Annotated in this window: 16 protein-coding genes; 14 read left to right on the top strand and 2 right to left on the bottom strand. The window is 42.5% G+C overall.

Translation table 11 applies throughout. From position 1 onward, the window contains the following. The 10 genes from ECHVI_RS20115 (at nucleotide 1) to ECHVI_RS20070 (ending at nucleotide 12,860) form a co-directional block, all read left to right on the top strand. Nucleotides 1-1,818 carry an efflux RND transporter periplasmic adaptor subunit gene (locus ECHVI_RS20115; protein ID WP_015267869.1) on the top strand — a complete coding sequence of 606 codons (1,818 nt, stop codon included), beginning with the start codon at nucleotides 1-3 and terminating at the stop codon, nucleotides 1,816-1,818. A gap of 139 nt (nucleotides 1,819-1,957) precedes the next feature. Next, entirely contained in the window at nucleotides 1,958-2,488 is a 531-nt protein-coding gene (locus tag ECHVI_RS20110) for a DUF3347 domain-containing protein (protein ID WP_015267868.1), read from the top strand. Nucleotides 2,489-2,494: 6 nt separating this feature from the next. Next, nucleotides 2,495-2,950 carry a DUF2231 domain-containing protein gene (locus ECHVI_RS20105; protein WP_015267867.1) on the top strand — a complete coding sequence of 152 codons (456 nt, stop codon included), beginning with the start codon at nucleotides 2,495-2,497 and terminating at the stop codon, nucleotides 2,948-2,950. Between the two features lie 26 nt (nucleotides 2,951-2,976). Beyond that, nucleotides 2,977-3,738, top strand: a complete 762-nt coding sequence (locus tag ECHVI_RS20100) for a hypothetical protein (RefSeq protein WP_015267866.1) — start codon at nucleotides 2,977-2,979, stop codon at nucleotides 3,736-3,738. Nucleotides 3,739-4,028: 290 nt separating this feature from the next. Next, entirely contained in the window at nucleotides 4,029-6,392 is a 2,364-nt protein-coding gene (locus ECHVI_RS20095; protein ID WP_015267865.1) for a multicopper oxidase domain-containing protein, read from the top strand. Between the two features lie 17 nt (nucleotides 6,393-6,409). Beyond that, a complete protein-coding gene (locus ECHVI_RS20090; RefSeq protein WP_015267864.1) occupies nucleotides 6,410-7,630 on the top strand; it encodes a permease in 1,221 nt (406 codons plus the stop codon). Nucleotides 7,631-7,634: 4 nt separating this feature from the next. Further along, complete coding sequence (locus ECHVI_RS20085) at nucleotides 7,635-9,674, top strand: copper-translocating P-type ATPase (protein ID WP_015267863.1); 2,040 nt, start codon at nucleotides 7,635-7,637, stop codon at nucleotides 9,672-9,674. Between the two features lie 41 nt (nucleotides 9,675-9,715). Further along, a complete protein-coding gene (locus ECHVI_RS20080) occupies nucleotides 9,716-10,285 on the top strand; it encodes a helix-turn-helix domain-containing protein (RefSeq protein WP_015267862.1) in 570 nt (189 codons plus the stop codon). Between the two features lie 93 nt (nucleotides 10,286-10,378). After that, the gene (locus ECHVI_RS20075; protein WP_015267861.1) at nucleotides 10,379-12,616 is read left to right on the top strand and encodes a heavy metal translocating P-type ATPase; all 2,238 of its coding nucleotides are present in this window, start codon (nucleotides 10,379-10,381) and stop codon (nucleotides 12,614-12,616) included. Nucleotides 12,617-12,650: 34 nt separating this feature from the next. Continuing rightward, complete coding sequence (locus ECHVI_RS20070) at nucleotides 12,651-12,860, top strand: heavy-metal-associated domain-containing protein (protein ID WP_015267860.1); 210 nt, start codon at nucleotides 12,651-12,653, stop codon at nucleotides 12,858-12,860. Nucleotides 12,861-13,078: 218 nt separating this feature from the next. Here the strand turns inward: ECHVI_RS20070 and ECHVI_RS20065 are convergent, their stop codons facing one another. After that, entirely contained in the window at nucleotides 13,079-13,489 is a 411-nt protein-coding gene (locus ECHVI_RS20065; protein WP_281168859.1) for a metal-dependent transcriptional regulator, read from the bottom strand. A 79-nt stretch (nucleotides 13,490-13,568) separates the two neighbouring features. Between ECHVI_RS20065 and ECHVI_RS20060 the strand changes: the two genes are divergently transcribed. From ECHVI_RS20060 to ECHVI_RS24320, 4 genes are all read left to right on the top strand, one after another. Then, nucleotides 13,569-14,771, top strand: coding sequence for a di-heme oxidoredictase family protein (locus ECHVI_RS20060; RefSeq protein WP_015267859.1), 1,203 nt, complete (start codon nucleotides 13,569-13,571; stop codon nucleotides 14,769-14,771). A gap of 4 nt (nucleotides 14,772-14,775) precedes the next feature. Further along, a complete protein-coding gene (locus ECHVI_RS20055) occupies nucleotides 14,776-15,204 on the top strand; it encodes a QcrA and Rieske domain-containing protein (RefSeq protein ID WP_015267858.1) in 429 nt (142 codons plus the stop codon). Beyond that, nucleotides 15,179-16,408 (top strand): hypothetical protein, encoded by a 1,230-nt coding sequence (locus ECHVI_RS20050; RefSeq protein ID WP_015267857.1) that lies wholly within the window; start codon nucleotides 15,179-15,181, stop codon nucleotides 16,406-16,408. Before ECHVI_RS20055 ends, ECHVI_RS20050 begins: the two co-directional genes overlap by 26 nt. 106 nt (nucleotides 16,409-16,514) lie before the next feature. After that, entirely contained in the window at nucleotides 16,515-16,832 is a 318-nt protein-coding gene (locus ECHVI_RS24320) for a DUF6660 family protein (protein WP_015267856.1), read from the top strand. Nucleotides 16,833-16,989: 157 nt separating this feature from the next. On the opposite strand, the gene ECHVI_RS24255 is transcribed toward ECHVI_RS24320, so the two are convergent. Beyond that, nucleotides 16,990-17,121 (bottom strand): hypothetical protein, encoded by a 132-nt coding sequence (locus ECHVI_RS24255; protein ID WP_262710635.1) that lies wholly within the window; start codon nucleotides 17,119-17,121, stop codon nucleotides 16,990-16,992. Nucleotides 17,122-17,142 lie beyond the last annotated feature (21 nt).

Here is a 17,142-nt window from a genome sequence, read left to right as displayed (position 1 = left end):
ATGAATACGGATAAAAGAATAATACTCATTGCACTGTCCACCCTGGTGGCGGGCGTGCTACTCGGCTGGCTTATTTTTGGAGGTTCGTCTGAAAACAACAGGGATAAGGAACACCAACACACTGCTGAGGAAGCTGGGGAAACGGTATGGACCTGTTCCATGCACCCTCAGATCAAACAGAGCGAACCTGGGGATTGCCCCATTTGCGGAATGGACTTGATCCCATTGGAAGAAGATCAAAATGAGGTACTTGATCCTATGGCCATCAGCATGTCACCGACAGCGATGCAACTGGCGAATATTACAACTTCCGCAGTAGGTACTATGGATCCGGTGAAAACAGTTAGACTGAACGGTAAGGTGCAGGAAGATGAGCGGCTAGTTTCTTCTCAATCCAGTCATATTTCAGGGAGGATTGAACGGCTCAATGTCAGCTTCACAGGTGAATATGTGAATAAGGGGCAGGTAATTGCCTATATCTATTCCCCCGAATTAGTGACTGCCCAGGAAGAATTGTTTGAAGCGCAGAAGATCAAAGAGACGCAGCCACAATTATTTAAATCGGCTCGGACAAAACTTAAAAACTGGAAGCTTTCGGACGGTCAGATAGATAAAATATTAGAAAGGGGAAGTCCTTCCGATGATTTTCCCATCACAGCAGACATTTCAGGGTATGTGTTGAATAAAAATGTCATCGTGGGTGACTACATCAAACGAGGAGAGCCTGTTTATGAGATTGCCAATTTATCCCGTGTATGGGTGCTGTTTGATGTGTACGAGTCGGAAATGTCCTGGATAAGTAAGGGAGATCAGGTGCGGTTTACCGTTCAATCATTGCCGGGCCAAACGTTTGAAGGCAAGATAAGCTTTTTAGATCCTGTAATTGATCCAAAGACCAGGGTAGCAAAGGCGCGGGTGGAAGTGCGCAACAATGACAATCAACTAAAACCTGAAATGTTTGTATCAGGGACAGTGGAAGCAATGCTGCCTAATAAGGCAAACACTGTTGTCATTCCGAAAACCGCCGTTATGTGGACGGGGAAGCGTTCTGTGGTATACGTGAAAAACACTTCTGGAAGTGGCGTGAATTTTATCATGCGGGAGGTAATGTTGGGACCTGGTTTAGGCGACAGCTTTATAGTGGAGAGTGGACTACAAGAAGGGGAGGAAATAGCCGTGAATGGTACCTTCAGTATAGACGCAGCTGCGCAGCTAGTGGGGAAACCCAGCATGATGAATCCTGAAGGCGGTCCCACCATGACCGGGCACAATCACGCCCACTTGCCGGACGGGCAGGGAGACATGGAGATGCTGGCTTCTTCTTCAAGCTCAGTACCTGGGAAGCAAAAAGAAGTTAAACCGATAGCAATCAACCAAAAGGCCAAAGATGCGCTAAAACCCCTTTATGAACCATACCTGAATTTTAAAGAGGCACTAGTGGCTGATAATTTGTCTGGGGCGCAGAACGCTGCGAATGAGTTGAAAGGAAAACTAGATGCAGTAAACATGTCCGTATTTACCGGAGAATCACATAATGCCTGGATGAACTATAGCGGTAATTTAAAAAATGCTATACAACATGTACCGCACATGAAAGACTTAGTGGCCGTGCGTAAAGCATTTCAACAGGTGTCTGAGGGGATGATTGATTTGACCAGGGCTTTTAATCCCTTTGAGAAAACGCTCCATGTCCAGTTCTGTCCCATGGCTGACAATAATAGAGGAGCCACTTGGCTCAGCACCGAAAAGGAGATTCGCAATCCGTATTTCGGAGAGGCCATGCTCACTTGTGGTGAGGTGAAATCAACCATCAAATGAAGGAATGTTGCAAAACGGGGGATGAAAATCCTCCCTCAAAATTAAAAATATGGGCTTTTCGGATCATATGGGGAATAGTAATCCTTATAGTGGTCGGTATAGCCCTACTACAAATGTTTAACCTATAAAAATCAACAAAATGAAAAATGTAATGAGTAAAAAAGCGCTGCTGGTAGCGGTAATGGCTTTAATCAGCCTTGGGGTTTATGCACAACATGACCATAGCAATCATGGAGATAAGAAAAAAATGGCCCAACACATAGAACCTGTGTTTAAAAACAAAGAGGTGGGAAGTACCTATAGCCATTATATAGCCCTTAAAGATGCTCTAGTAGCGTCACAGTCCGGAGAAGTCCAAAAGGCTGCGGAGAAGCTTAAACAGTCTTTAGAATCTGTAAAGGATGCGAAAACAGTGCAGGAGGAAGCAGGTAAAATAGCCTCAGCTTCCAATCTCGATGACCAACGGAAAGCCTTTGCCTCATTGAGTAAAGAAATGGCCGTTTTGGTTAAAGCAAATGCTCCTTCAAAGGGTGAGGTATACCTGGATTACTGCCCGATGGCCAATGGAAATACCGGTGCTTATTGGCTATCAAGCCAAAGGGAAATCAAGAATCCATATTTTGGCGATAAAATGCTGAAATGTGGGAGTGTGAAGGAAACGATCAAATAAGAAACTATGGAGGTTTTGTGGCCCGAATGGGCACCCAACATTCATCCAATGATCATCCATTTCCCGATAGTGTTGTGGTCTGTGGCCGTCATTGCTGACCTGATTTTATTATTCTGCTCCAAAAGCTGGATCAGGAATATGACGGTCACTTTATATACTATGGGAGCACTAGGAGGTTTTGCGGCTTATCTAAGTGGAACACAGGCGATAGATATGGTTTCTGTACCCATGCAGGGAGAAATAACTGCAGGAAACCATTCTGATTGGGGGAGGTATACTTTTTACTTTCTTTCGGCTTATGCGATAATCCGTCTTGTTCTTTTTTGGATACAGAGGGACAGGAACAGGTGGTTGGCTGTTCTTCTTTTCATACTGGGATTGGCAGGTATGGGTATGGTGACTAAAACTGCGGATCTTGGAGGCAAACTGGTATATAAATATGGTGTAGGAACTAAAAAATAAAATTAAACAAACAAAAATTTAAAGTCATGAATAATAATACAAGATTATTTTTTTCAGGCGCCTTGCTTTCGGTAATGATAGGCATTACATCTTGTTCACAGGATAAAAAAAGTGAACAAGCCGAGGCTGAGGGACAGGAACACTTAGAAATGAAGGAAAAGGGTCATCATCAAAAAGAAGAGACACATTCACATGGGGAAACATCAGGTAATGGTCATGGTACTCATGCTGAAATGAAAATGGGACAAAATAAGACCTGGACCCCAAGTGGAAATGGAATAGATCTTATAAAATCAGACTTTCATTTTATTACAGGAAATTTGGAAAATATCAATCCGGTTGTAAAAGAAGTTGATGGTGAACAGGTTCTTGAACTAGATTCCGATGGCACGCCAGCTGCCTTTGTTTTCCATAATCAATATGGGAATGTGGGCATGATCGTAAAATTGAAAAAGCTTGACTTTACAGGTACCATCAGCTTGATACATCATGCCAAAGACCTTACCAGTTATGATTTTATAGCCATAAAAGGCCAAAACATGAAACTGGGAAGAGTGGTAAACGGGCAGGAAGATGTATTTGATGAAGGTGACTTTGATTCCGGCAATGACTGGATGTCGCTAAAGGTAACGGCAGCAGGAACCCATTTTAAAGGTTATGTTGATGAAAAGACCGTTACTCATGGACATGGTGATAAAATGGCCAATGGGTTTGTGGGGATAATGGTTGACGGCAAGGGTAAGATTCAGATCGGTTCCATCGAGACAGCCGTGCTTGAAGATGAATAAATTATACTCAGGGCTGTGGGAATGTACACAGCCCTGAAAACCAAAAAAAAATAATTTGTAAAGTTGGTTCACCATATCCCCTAAGTTTGAATCCATCATCACCTGTTTAACTGATTTAGAAAAAATCGGACAATTTCATCAAGGGAATTTAGTACCTTAAATGTGCATAATGGTAAATAGTCAGTTATACTATTTTAGTAAAGGATCTTAGTGCTAGATCAGATTGGAAAGAACAGCATAGATGTAGTTTAAATTAGCCTTTGAAACTTCCACCTTAAAAGCAACCAATGATGAATAGCTATGCGATTAAACCATATATTATTTTATTTTTCATAACTATTTCATTCTTCTCTGTCAGGGGACAAAGCCTTATGGAGAAGTCTGTAGAAGGAAACTCACAAAACCTACCTGTCAGAGAGTATACCATCACCCTGAGGGAAGAAAAAGTAAGTAAAGCAGGGAAGGAGGTGATGGGGATGACCATTGATGGAGGGATTCCGGGCCCTACCTTACGTTTTACAGAAGGGGAATATGCAGTAATTTACGTAAAGAATGAGATGAGGGAAGAAACTTCTGTTCATTGGCATGGGCTGTTGCTTCCCAATTTTTATGACGGTGTTCCTTATCTCACCACACCGCCTATTCAACCTGGGAAAACCCTGAAATATGAATTTCCGATCAAACAATCAGGCACTTATTGGTATCATTCACATACCATGCTACAGGAACAAAGTGGCGTTTACGGTTCTATCGTGATCGAACCGAAAGAAAAAGTGCTTGAATATGATAAAGAATTGGTGATGGTCCTTTCGGATTGGACCAATGAAAAACCCATGGACGTACTACGGTTTTTAAAAAGAGGTACTGAATGGTACAACTGGAGAAAAGGAACGGCCACACCCCTTAATCAGGTTATTGCACGGGGTGCACTGGGTGCACAGCTCGAGTTTTGGCGACAAAGAATGGAGGGCGCTGATATTGCCGATATTTATTACCCTACATTCCTTGTAAATGGGGAAAAGAGGCAAGATTACCCGGATTTCAAATCCGGTGAAAAAGTTAGGCTGCGGATTATAAATGGGGCAGCTTCTACCTCATTTTGGATGACCTTTGGAGGAGGAAACCCTACAATAGTGTCTGCAGATGGCTTAAATGTGGTACCTATCGAACATAACAAAACCTTTATTGCTATAGCAGAGACTTATGATTTTATTGTTACTATTCCAAAAAAAAGTAAGATGGAATTCCGGATTACAGCCCAGGATGGATCAGGGACTGCATCGGCTTTTTTAGGAAACGGTGATGTCCTTTCGGCACCGCCAGTGCCCCGCCCAGATAAAATTGGTATGATGATGCAGATGTCAAAAATGGATATGAGGATGGGGGCACCTGCATTAAAGTTTAGGCCAAAAAAAGATGAGCCGGAGAAAATGATGAAAAGGTGGGGAATGCAGATGGATGAATTAATGAGCGGAATGGATATGAACCAGAGCGACTCAGGGATGACTGAACATCATAACATGGATATGAAGCATGAAGAACATGGTAATACCCAAAATAAAAATATGGCTGGTATGGAGATGCAGGGAAAGAAAGCTAAGAGTAAAGATGACGGTTCCAAAATGCAAATGGAAGGGATGGATATGTTTTCTGAGTACAATTATGACTATTTGAAATCTCCGGATAAAACCACCTATAATGAGGATATTCCGGTACGAGATATTTTGCTGAACCTGACAGGAAATATGAGTCGATATGTATGGAGCTTAAACGGAATCCCCCTTGCTGAAACAGACAAGATTAAAATTAATGAGGGTGAAGTAACGAGAATTACTTTCAACAACCTCACCATGATGCACCATCCCATGCACCTGCATGGGCATTTTTTCAGGGTAATTAATGAGAATGGAGACTACTCACCTTTGAAACACACTGTTAATGTGCCCCCAATGCAAAAAGTAACCATCGAATTCTATGGTAATGAATATGGAGACTGGTTTTTTCATTGCCACATCCTTTATCATATGATGGGAGGTATGGCACGAGTGGTGAGCTATGATACCCCAAGAGATAAGAGAATGGAGCCCTATCCTGTTTCTAACCTGGTGCATGAAACCAATAAATTTTATAATTGGGGAATGGCAGACCTCGCTACCCATACCGGTGCATTTAATATAGTATCCTCAAACATTCGCAACCAATTTAATCTGGCAATAGAGTATGGTTGGAATAAAAACTTTGAAGCAGAGTTTTCTTATGAATATTATATGTATGACTATCTGCGTGTATTTGGGGGAGTAAATGTTGAAAATACCACTCAAAATAGTTTGGATGATATCAATACCACAGCAGTAGCCGGTATCCGATGGTTTACTCCGTATATGTTTGATGTCGATATTAGAATTGACAATGAATTAAGACCAAGAATTGGAATCGGACGATCTTTGATGCTCTTCCCCAGGTTTTCCGTTTTTGGTTATTATGAATACCAATTTGATGCGGGTTGGGTCAATACCCTGGAAGGTAATACTAACTATACTCAGGAAATTGTTTGGAATGCAGGCGGAGAATTCCTGTTATCCAAAAATTTTTCATTGATGGCCGGTTATGATAACCGCTTTGGTGGGGGAGGCGGACTATCTGTCAGATTTTAACACTAAATAAAATCAATATGGACAACTTTCTAAAACAATGGGGTGAAGCGGCGTATACCAGTACCGGTTTTTTCTGGATGGCACTGTGGGCTTTTATCCTAGGTTATGCTGTAAGTTCATTTATACAAATCTTTGTTACAGAGAAGCGTATGCAGGAAACCATGGGCGATGCCAAGGCTAAAAGTATACTGTTAGGTACCTTCTTCGGTTTTATCAGCAGTTCGTGCAGTTTCTCCGCATTGGCCACCTCCAAATCCCTTTTCCAGAAGGGAGCAAGTTTTGCTTCTTCTATTGCTTTTTTATTGGCGTCGACCAACTTGGTGATTGAGCTGGGAATTATCATATCGATTTTCCTGGGCTGGCAATTTGTAGTCGGAGAGTATGTCGGAGGGATTTTGTTGATCCTTTGCAGTTGGTTGCTGATTCGCCTGATCAAGCCCAACGGGCTAATTGAAAAGGCAAGGAAGAACCTCGACAGCTCCTCTGACAAGCAGGCGGAATCATCCTCCTTTAAGGAAAAGGTCCAATCCAAAAAAAACTGGGCAAAAGTAGGCAAACAATATGCCATGGAGTGGAAGATGGTATGGAAAGACGTGACCTTGGGCTTTACGATTGCGGGCATTGTTTCGGCTTTTGTACCGGACAGCTTTTTTCAGACACTTTTTATTAATACTGGTGAAGGCCAAAACACTTTTGGTTTTTTTACCCTTCTGGAACATGTCATTGTGGGACCTGTAGCTGCGTTTCTAACCTTTATAGGCTCCATGGGAAACATTCCATTGGCGGCATTGTTGTTTGGCAAGGGAGTAAGCTTTGCAGGAGTCATGGCCTTTATTTTTAGCGACCTCATCGTCTTCCCGGTACTCAGGATCAATGCCAAGTACTATGGGTGGAAGATGTCATTGTTCATACTCTTTCTATTGTTTACTTCACTTATTGTCACAGCCTTACTCTTGCACTATGGCTTCAGCTTTTTAGACTTCTTACCGGATAGTTCGGGAAAAAGCATTACCGAGAGCGATCATTTTAAGATTGACTACACCTTCTTCCTAAATATTGCATTTTTTATAGTGTCCGGAATTTTGATCTACTTCGGTTTTTATAAAGGAAGAGACGTTAAATACCATAAGGAGATGGCACCGAAAAGCCCAATGTTGGAGAAAATACTCAAATGGTTAGCTTTTGTTTGTTATGCTTGGCTTGTGACTGGAATTTTTATCAAAATGATAATACTGTAAAACTATGAAAGACCACAAACATCATCATAGTGATCACCACCCAAGTGGACAGGAAGCAATGGAGCATTCGTCTGAACATCACCATCATACCGGTCACCATGATCATCATAAGCACATGATAAGCGACTTTAAGAAGCGTTTTTATATCAATTGTGCCCTTTCGATTCCAGTATTGGTTTTTTCGGAAATGATCCAGCATTTTTTTGGGTTTTCATTCACTTTTCCCGGAATGGACTATGTAGCGGCTGGTTTGTCCAGCTTTATATTTTTCTACGGTGGATGGCCATTCCTCAAGGGACTCAAAGAGGAACTTTCTGAAGGGGGACCAGGGATGATGACCTTGATCGCTATAGCCATTACAGTGGCCTGGACGTACAGTACGGTGGTGGTATTTGGCCTTAAAGGAATGGTTTTTTATTGGGAACTGGTCACCTTGATTGATATTATGCTGCTGGGACACTGGCTGGAAATGCGCTCGGTAATGGGGGCTTCAAAGGCCCTTGAGAAACTGGCAGAACTGATGCCTTCTGAGGCCCACAAATTGGACGGGGACACAATGCATGATGTAAAAATCAGTGAGCTGAATAAAGGAGATATCATATTGATCAAGCCTGGAGAGAAAGTTCCGGCTGATGGTAAAATTATAGACGGAGAAAGTGATTTGGACCAAAGCGCGCTTACAGGAGAGAGCAAACCCGTGCAAAAATCTAAAGGGGATGAGGTGATAGGCGGGGCAATCAATGGGGATGGCAGCCTCAAAGTGGAAGTAAAATCCTCCGGTGAGGACAGCTATCTTAGCAAAGTGATCAGACTGGTGGAAGAAGCCCAACAAACCAAGTCAAAAACGCAAAATCTTGCCAATAGAGCAGCAAGCTGGTTGGCCTATATTGCCATAGGTGTGGGAATAGTCACTTTTATCGCATGGTCTTTTTTTAGTTCACAGGGCGTGGATTTTGCCCTTGAACGAATGGTTACCGTAATGATCATCACCTGCCCGCATGCCCTGGGTCTTGCTGTACCTCTGGTGGTTTCGATCTCGACGGCCTTATCGGCCAAAAACGGCTTGTTGGTACGAAACCGGACAGCTTTTGAGAACAGCCGAAAAATCTCTGCCATTGTATTCGATAAAACCGGAACCCTGACAGAAGGTAATTTTGGTGTAAACAGGATTGAAAGCTTGTACGGCCTGCCCCAGAATGAACTGTTATCAACTGTTGCAGCAATTGAACAGCATTCGGAACATCCCATAGCCAAAGGTATTGTGAAAGAAAGCAAAAACCGTGGTCTCAAACTTCCCCGGACCTCAGGCTTCAGTGCCACAAAAGGAAGAGGGGTAAGTGCCAGGGTTGGAGGTGTGATTTATCAGATCGTCAGTCCGGGATATCTGGAGGATCAAGGTCTTGACTTGCCTGAAGGAGCTATGACTGACCAAATCGAGACTATCGTATTTGTCCTTAAGGAAGGGGAACTGATAGGATTTATTGCTTTGGCTGATCAAATTAGAAAGGAAAGTAAAGGGGCCATCGCATTGCTCAAGGAACAGGGCATTAAGGTATTGATGGCTACTGGGGATAATGAACAAACCGCCAAAGCAGTGGCTGATGAACTCGGACTTGATGGCTACTTCAGCCAAGTACTGCCGCATCAAAAGTCAGAACTTATTGAGAAACTACAGTCCAAGGGAGAATACGTAGCGATGACCGGTGATGGGGTAAATGATGCACCTGCATTGGCCAAAGCGGATATTGGGATTGCCGTGGGATCCGGTACAGATGTAGCCGCTGAAACGGCAGACATTATTCTTACTGAAAGCAGTCCTGAGGATATCAGTCGTCTGATCATATTTGGAAGGGCAACCTATAATAAAATGGTTCAGAACCTTATATGGGCAACAGGCTACAATGTGATTGCCATTCCCTTGGCCGCAGGAGTGTTATTTTCTGAGGGGATCATGATAAATCCGGCCATAGGTGCTGCGTTGATGAGCCTTAGCACCATTGTTTGTGCCGCCAACGCACAGTTGTTGAGATTGAAGTTTAATTAACAGGTTATAACACATAATACACGATATAAATCTTGAGATTAATGAATAAAGTAACAATCCATATTAAGAACATGGTGTGCCACCGTTGTATCCTGGCAGTGAAGGAAATTTTGGAAGATTTGCAGATTGAAGCCCAGGAGGTAGCATTAGGACAGGTAACCTTATCAGATGAATTAGGGACTGAAATAAGAAATAAGCTCGCCGGGCAATTAAAAAAAATTGGTTTTGAATTGCTGGAAGAAGGACGGTCCAGTCTTATTTCCCGCATCAAAACATTGATTGTTGAACAAATCCATTATAATAAAGAGCCACTGAAAGAAAATTTCTCCACCTTTCTTTCAGATAAGCTAAACCATGACTATTCGTATTTGAGCCGTTTTTTCTCCTCCGTAGAGGGGGTTACCATAGAGAAGTTTATAGCCTTGCAGAAAATTGAGAAAGTAAAGGAATTGCTTTTTTATGATGAGTTGACCCTGTCAGAAATTGCCTTTTTGATGAATTACAGCAGTACAGCTTACCTATCCACCCAGTTTAAAAAGGAAACAGGGATGACTCCTACCCAGTTTAAAAGCATGCATCAACCAGGGCATCGAGATTTGGATAGTATTTAAGCAAAATCTTAAAAATGTACCCCAAAATACTGTAACATATTTTAAGTCAATTGATGTGACATTTGTATCATACAAACAAAGAATTTTATTCTCATGGATACAATCGTTGCACCAAGAAAAACCGTAAAGAAGGAATCATTTCCAGTGACTGGAATGACCTGTGCGTCCTGTGCTTCAAGTGTGGAGTCCATTTTATCCCATATCGATGGGGTCTCCCAAGCCAGTGTGAATTTTGCTTCCAACTCCGTATTGGTAGAACACGATCCATCTGTTAGTCCGCTTGATTTGCAAAATGCCCTGCGAAGTGTCGGTTATGACCTTATCATCGATGAGGAAAACCCTTCTCAGGCTCAGGAAGAAAGACAGCGCCAACACTATCTGGAGGTGCGTAATCGAACCATTTGGTCTGCGCTTTTGACATTTCCAGTATTTATTTTGGGCATGTTTTATATGAACTGGATGCCGGGACAATGGATTTCGTTGCTGCTTACCATCCCCATCCTGTTTTATTTCGGCAAAAACTTTTTTATTAATGCCTTCAAGCAAGCCAAACACGGTAAGGCGAATATGGATACCTTGGTAGCATTAAGTACAGGTATTGCCTTTGTTTTCAGTTTGTTCAATACTCTTTTTCCAGATTTCTGGCACGCCCGAGGCATTCATCCACATGTGTACTACGAGGCGGCTACTGTTATCATTACCTTCATTTCTTTAGGGAAGCTGTTGGAAGAAAAAGCCAAGTCAAATACTTCATCCGCGATTAAAAAGTTGATGGGACTGCAGCCCAAAACCTTGAGAGCCATTATCAACGGCGAAGAGCTGGAAATCCCGATTGCGTCGGTCCAAAAAGGAAATACGATTTTGGTACGCCCGGGAGAGAAAATTCCGGTGGATGGGGCAGTTTTGTCCGGTAGTTCCTATATAGATGAAAGCATGATCACTGGTGAACCGGTACCGGTGGCTAAAATCAAAGGGGATAAAGTATTTGCCGGCACCGTTAACCAGAAAGGGAGCTTCCAGTTTGAGGCCGAGAAAGTAGGAGGAGAAACCCTGCTTTCACAGATCATCAAAATGGTGCAGGAAGCCCAGGGCAGCAAAGCTCCGGTGCAGAAACTCGTGGACAAGATCGCCGGGATATTTGTGCCGGTGGTGATGGGGATTTCCATCTTTACCTTTATCGTATGGATGACGGTGGGCGGGGATGATGCATTCACCCATGCCCTGTTGACCTCGGTAGCAGTGTTGGTGATTGCCTGTCCCTGTGCTTTGGGACTTGCTACCCCTACGGCCATTATGGTAGGAGTAGGAAAAGGAGCAGAAAACAATATCCTGATCAAAGATGCTGAGAGCTTGGAACTTGGCCATAAGGTTAATGCTATTGTATTGGACAAAACCGGCACCATCACAGAAGGTAAACCTACCGTTACCAATCTGTATTGGTCGGAGAAGGCACATGAAGCCTATCATGCGGCTGTGCTGCTTGCTCTGGAGACACAGTCTGAGCATCCATTGGCCGATGCGGTAGTGAAAAAACTAAAAGAAAAAGGTGTTCAACGGGAAACATTAAAGGACTTTGACAGCCTCACCGGAAAGGGGGTGAAGGCCTCTGATACTGCAGGTAAGACGTACTATATCGGTAATGGAAAACTGATGCAGGAATATCAAATAAATATCCCGCAGCACATCCAGCAAAAAGCAGGTGAGTGGCAAAAGGAAGCAAAAACCGTGGTTTTCTTTTCAGATGATGTAGAGGTGCTGGCAGTTTTGGCAATAGCTGATAAGATAAAGGCGACATCCAGATCGGCTGTTGAGAAATTGAAAAAACTAGGTGTAGAGGTTTATATGCTCACGGGAGATAACAACCAAACTGCACGGGCAGTAGCCGCCCAGGTGGGTCTGACTGATTTTAAGGGAGAAGTATTGCCCTCTGATAAAGCTGATTTTGTAAGAGAACTGCAATCCAAAGGAAAGGTGGTGGCGATGGTGGGTGATGGGATCAATGATTCGCAGGCGCTTGCACAGGCAAACGTGAGTATTGCTATGGGGCACGGATCGGACATAGCTATGGACGTGGCTAAAATGACGCTGATCACTTCTGACCTGGAATCTATACCCAAAGCCCTTAAGCTGTCTTCCAAAACTGTGAAGGGAATCCGCCAAAACCTTTTCTGGGCTTTTATTTACAATGTAATAGGTATTCCTATTGCTGCTGGGATACTATATCCAGTTAATGGATTTTTGCTTGATCCAATGATTGCAGGGGCGGCAATGGCGCTGAGTTCAGTGTCTGTGGTCGCCAATAGTTTAAGATTGAAAACAACTAAGATTTAAAAATCAAATTTTCAAACTTTAAAATAGACTTAAAATGAATACTTTAAAATTCAAAACGAACATTAATTGCAGTGGGTGCCTCTCCAAAGTTACGCCCTTCCTGAACGAGGAAAAGGACATTCAAAAATGGGAGGTTAATCTTGAAAGTGAAAACCGTGTGCTTACCGTTGAAACTTCAAACCTCAATGCGGAAGAAGTAAAGAAAACAGTTCAGAAAGCCGGCTTTAATGCTGAGGTTATTTGATTTATAATGTTCACTTAAGCAAACATTTAGGTTCTTAGCGACTCTTTCGCTCAAATAAACTTCATTTTTATCATCTTCAAGGAGTTTGACAGACATGTCAAACTCCTCCTTTTCAATAATTACCCACCTCTGACCAAGTTGTAATCCCTTGTCCAAATGATTTAAAAAGCCTTTATCATCAGTATCCACACTTCGGAAAACATAATTTTTGCCCGGTTCTAATTCGGAAAGTTACCGTCTTTATCTGGTATAGGATCGACATGCGGATCTCTTTCAGGATACTCAAGAAATCGCTCCAGTCTTTCTCTGAATAAAGATGATTGAACATGCTCTAGCTGCTCAGCAATAGTATGTACTTCATCCCATTTAAAGTTCAGTGTTTCTACGAGAAAAGTCTCCCAGAGCCGATGTTTTCGTATGATTAGTTTTGCCAGAAAACTCCCCTGATCTGTTAAAGTAATATTATTCTTATCCTCTATCAAACCTTTTTCATAGAGTCGCCTGAGCATGTCTGAAGCCGAAGCAGGACTGTTCTGAATTTTTTCGGCTACAGCACTCACCGTGACAGAGGTCGCAGTTTCTTCAAGAAAGAAGATTGCCTTGAGGTAATTCTCGCCTGTAGTTGATATTATTGATTAATTTAGTCTAAACTAAAATTTTATTTTAGTTAAACAAATTATTAGTTTTGCCTTATCAACATATAATTATATGATAAACATAAAAATAAAGTATCTGGTTTTGGTTTTTTTGGTGCCCTTGTCGTTTTATTCATGCGAAGAGGTATTTCCTGAAGCACCAGCAGAAAATGAATTGTTGGACGGTCCAATGGAAGATCTTGCATATTCAGAGCAGAACAGGTTTTTGGCTGGAGATGTAGCCTTCAATGATGAGGTTTTTACACCAGAGAATGGTTTGGGACCTATGTTTGTAGCCACCTCCTGTGGAAGCTGTCATCCGGGAGATGGAAAAGGGCATCCTTTCACCACACTTACACGATTTGGGCAGACATCACCCAATCAGAGTTCCAATATTCCACCAGGAGCACCACAGCTGCAGAATAGGGCCATTCCGGGATTTGAGCCGGAGAGGCTACCCTCCGGGGTTCCATTTATGAAGTTTACTCCTCCCGCAGTTACCGGTCTTGGACTGTTAGCGGCCCTCACAGATGCACAAATCCTTGAAAATGCCGATCCTAATGATGATGATGGAGATGGTATCTCCGGGATCCCCAATTATATTACTCCTCCCGATTACTTTCAACCGCAATGGTTTCATCAATCCTTCAGTGGTAAATACATTGGGCGTTTCGGAAAGAAGGCTGCCGCCATTGACTTGTTGCAACAAACTGCCACCGCATATAACCAGGATATGGGCGTGACATCTACATTTGAGTCGCTAGATGTGGCCACCAACCTCTCAGTGGATCCGGAAGTAAGCGATCAGACTATAAGGGACGTAGTTTTTTATTTAAGAACGCTTAAAGCACCCATTCAAAGGGAATCCGATGCTTCTGATGTTATTCGGGGTCAACAAATCTTCACTGATATTAAGTGTGGCTCATGTCATATCCCCTCCTGGACAACTCCTGAATCAGATATTGGAGCTCTCAGCAATAAGACTTTTTATCCTTATACAGATTTGTTGCTGCACGATATGGGACCTGGTCTCGATGATGGAGCTACGGAAGGTTCAGCAGAAACGTATGAATGGCGAACCCCACCACTCTGGGGACTTGGTCTTTCACAGGATTCCCAAGGAGGTGAGTTGTTTCTGATGCACGATGGACGTGCAAAAACGATTGAAGAAGCTATAAATATGCATGGTGGGGAAGCATCCACCAGCCGGGACAGCTTTGAGCAACTCAGCAAAACAGATAAGCAAAAACTCCTCACATTTCTTAAATCTCTTTAGTCATATGGACAGGAAAGAATTTCTAAGATTAATGGGAGGCTCTTGCTTAGCAGCAGCTGGAATCACCACTTTTTTTTCAGGCTGTACGTCTATTCATAAAGTGAGTGCCTTGATAAGCGATAATAAGCTGAAGTTATCAAAAAGTGAATTTTCTACCGACCAGGAAAAACTCCTGGAAGTAGTACTGGTAAGAGCAACCTCTTTGGCCTTTCCTATTGCCTTATACAGAATCAATCCTAAGGAATACATCGCACTATGGATGGAGTGTACGCATAAAGGGTGCGAAGTAAATGCACAACCCAATTACCTCGTCTGCCCCTGTCACGGAAGTGAATTTGATTCAAAGGGCAATGTATTGCAGGGCCCTGCAGAAACTAACCTCAAAACCTTTAATACAAGCACAGATCATGAAAACATCTACATTCATTTATAAAAACCTCAAACTGCTATTCCTTATTATTTTTTTGGGAATGGGAGCATCTGTAATGGCACAGCAAATAAGTAATGACACAACTGATATCCAAATGAATATGGATGCGGTTTATAACCGTCCGTTTTTACAGGCAGGCAGTTTTCCGGTGGCCTTGGGCGGTTATGTTGAAGCACATGGTCAGTATTTCGTGACTGATGGAATTAGCGAGGGGGTTTCTTTTAAGATACCCAGAATGACGCTATTCGTGTCTTCCTCAATCCTGGATCGGATTAAATTCCTTTCCGAAATAGAGTTTGAAGAAGGCACCAAGGAAATAAATATTGAGTTTGCTGCTCTTGATTTTGAATTTCACCCCTTATTTAACCTTAGGGGAGGAATCATCATGAATCCTATAGGTGCATTTAACCAAAATCATGATGGGCCTAATTGGGAATTTGTAGACCGGCCTATTTCAGCTACCACCATAATCCCGTCTACTTTCAGCAATGTCGGGTTTGGTTTTCATGGCAAAACCTATCAGAAGCAATGGGTTTGGGCCTATGAAGCTTATGTGACCAATGGATTCAATGATCAGATAATCGCCAACAGCGAAGGCCGCACCTGGCTACCGGCTGCCAAAGAAAATGTAGATCGGTTTGAAGAAAATTTTAATGCCGTACCACTGGTTACACTGAAAACGGCAATTCGTCATAGGCAAATTGGAGAAATTGGGCTTTCATGGATGGGGGATGTATATAATAAATATGAGGAAGATGGACTTGTTTTGGATACAAAAAGAAGGTTGGACGTATTTGCTATAGACGTCAATACCACCATCAAAAAAAAGATGAATATCACAGGTGAGTGGGTTTGGGCCTTCCTGGATATACCAGATACCTATTCACAGCAGTTTGGCACGCAGCAACAGGGAGGATTCGTTGATGTTGTTTACACAATTATTAAGCGTAAGATGCTGGGATGGGAAAATGCCAAGGTTAATCTAGCTGTGCGCCTGGAGCATGTAGATTACAACGTAGGATCATTTAATGAAACCGGGGCCATTATTCATGACGATCTACAGGCCATTGTGCCTGCCATTAGTTTCCGGCCATCTGCACAGACGGTGATACGGGCCAACTACCGCTACATGTGGGAAACGGATTTATTGGGGAATCCACCTGTAAAAACAGCAGGAATAGAAATTGGGGTTTCCAGCTATTTTTAGATAAAGACGAATGCCATTCAGCGAAAATGCAGCCAGTTACTTAGTTAACCTTTAAGTTTCTACTTTGCAATACCCTTGCATTGCTTAATTACGTACATTTGTAATAATGAAAATCGCATGCTACATATTGAGTTTTTACTTTATAGCCCTTTCAGGGGTGGCATGTGCGGATACTATTCCCGAAGATTCTCAAAACAGTGTAACAATAGTTGATATCGGCAACCCAGGGCATAACCACCATTCCACTAACGGGTGGGATGGGTGTACTCCTTTCTGTGTGTGCCATTGCTGCCACCTTCATTTTTTTCCTGCTTCTGGTGTTGTTTTCTCACATCCTTTGAAGCTCCCACAAGTTTATTCTTCTTTTCGTCAGGACTTCGGAAACCTGAAACTTCACGATTTTCTCAAACCTCCTCGAGCTTAATTTGCAGGTTGTAGGGTTCGGTATGTCTATTTGGCAATGATGTTATGCATTGACCGGAATTCATACTGCAATCTATACAGCCCCCTTTTCATTGGCCTAAATTCCATAAGGTCACCTTTCATTGGTTTTAGGGAAAATTTGAAAAATTTTGAAAGAATCAAATAAAAAGAAGAGAAGAAAGAGAAAAATCACGGCCAAATGGGCAATCAAATGGCTTTTCATTGTGATGGTATGCCTCATCTTGCTTGCAGCGATGGTGGCTCGTGTTCATCACTTCTTCTCTGTTCATGTGAAATAATTTAATAAATGG

This window comes from Echinicola vietnamensis DSM 17526 (assembly GCF_000325705.1).
In the GTDB taxonomy this organism is placed as follows: Bacteria; Bacteroidota; Bacteroidia; order Cytophagales; family Cyclobacteriaceae; genus Echinicola; species Echinicola vietnamensis.
Note: the sequence above shows the minus strand (reverse complement) of the source record. Positions and strands in the feature narration are given on the sequence as shown.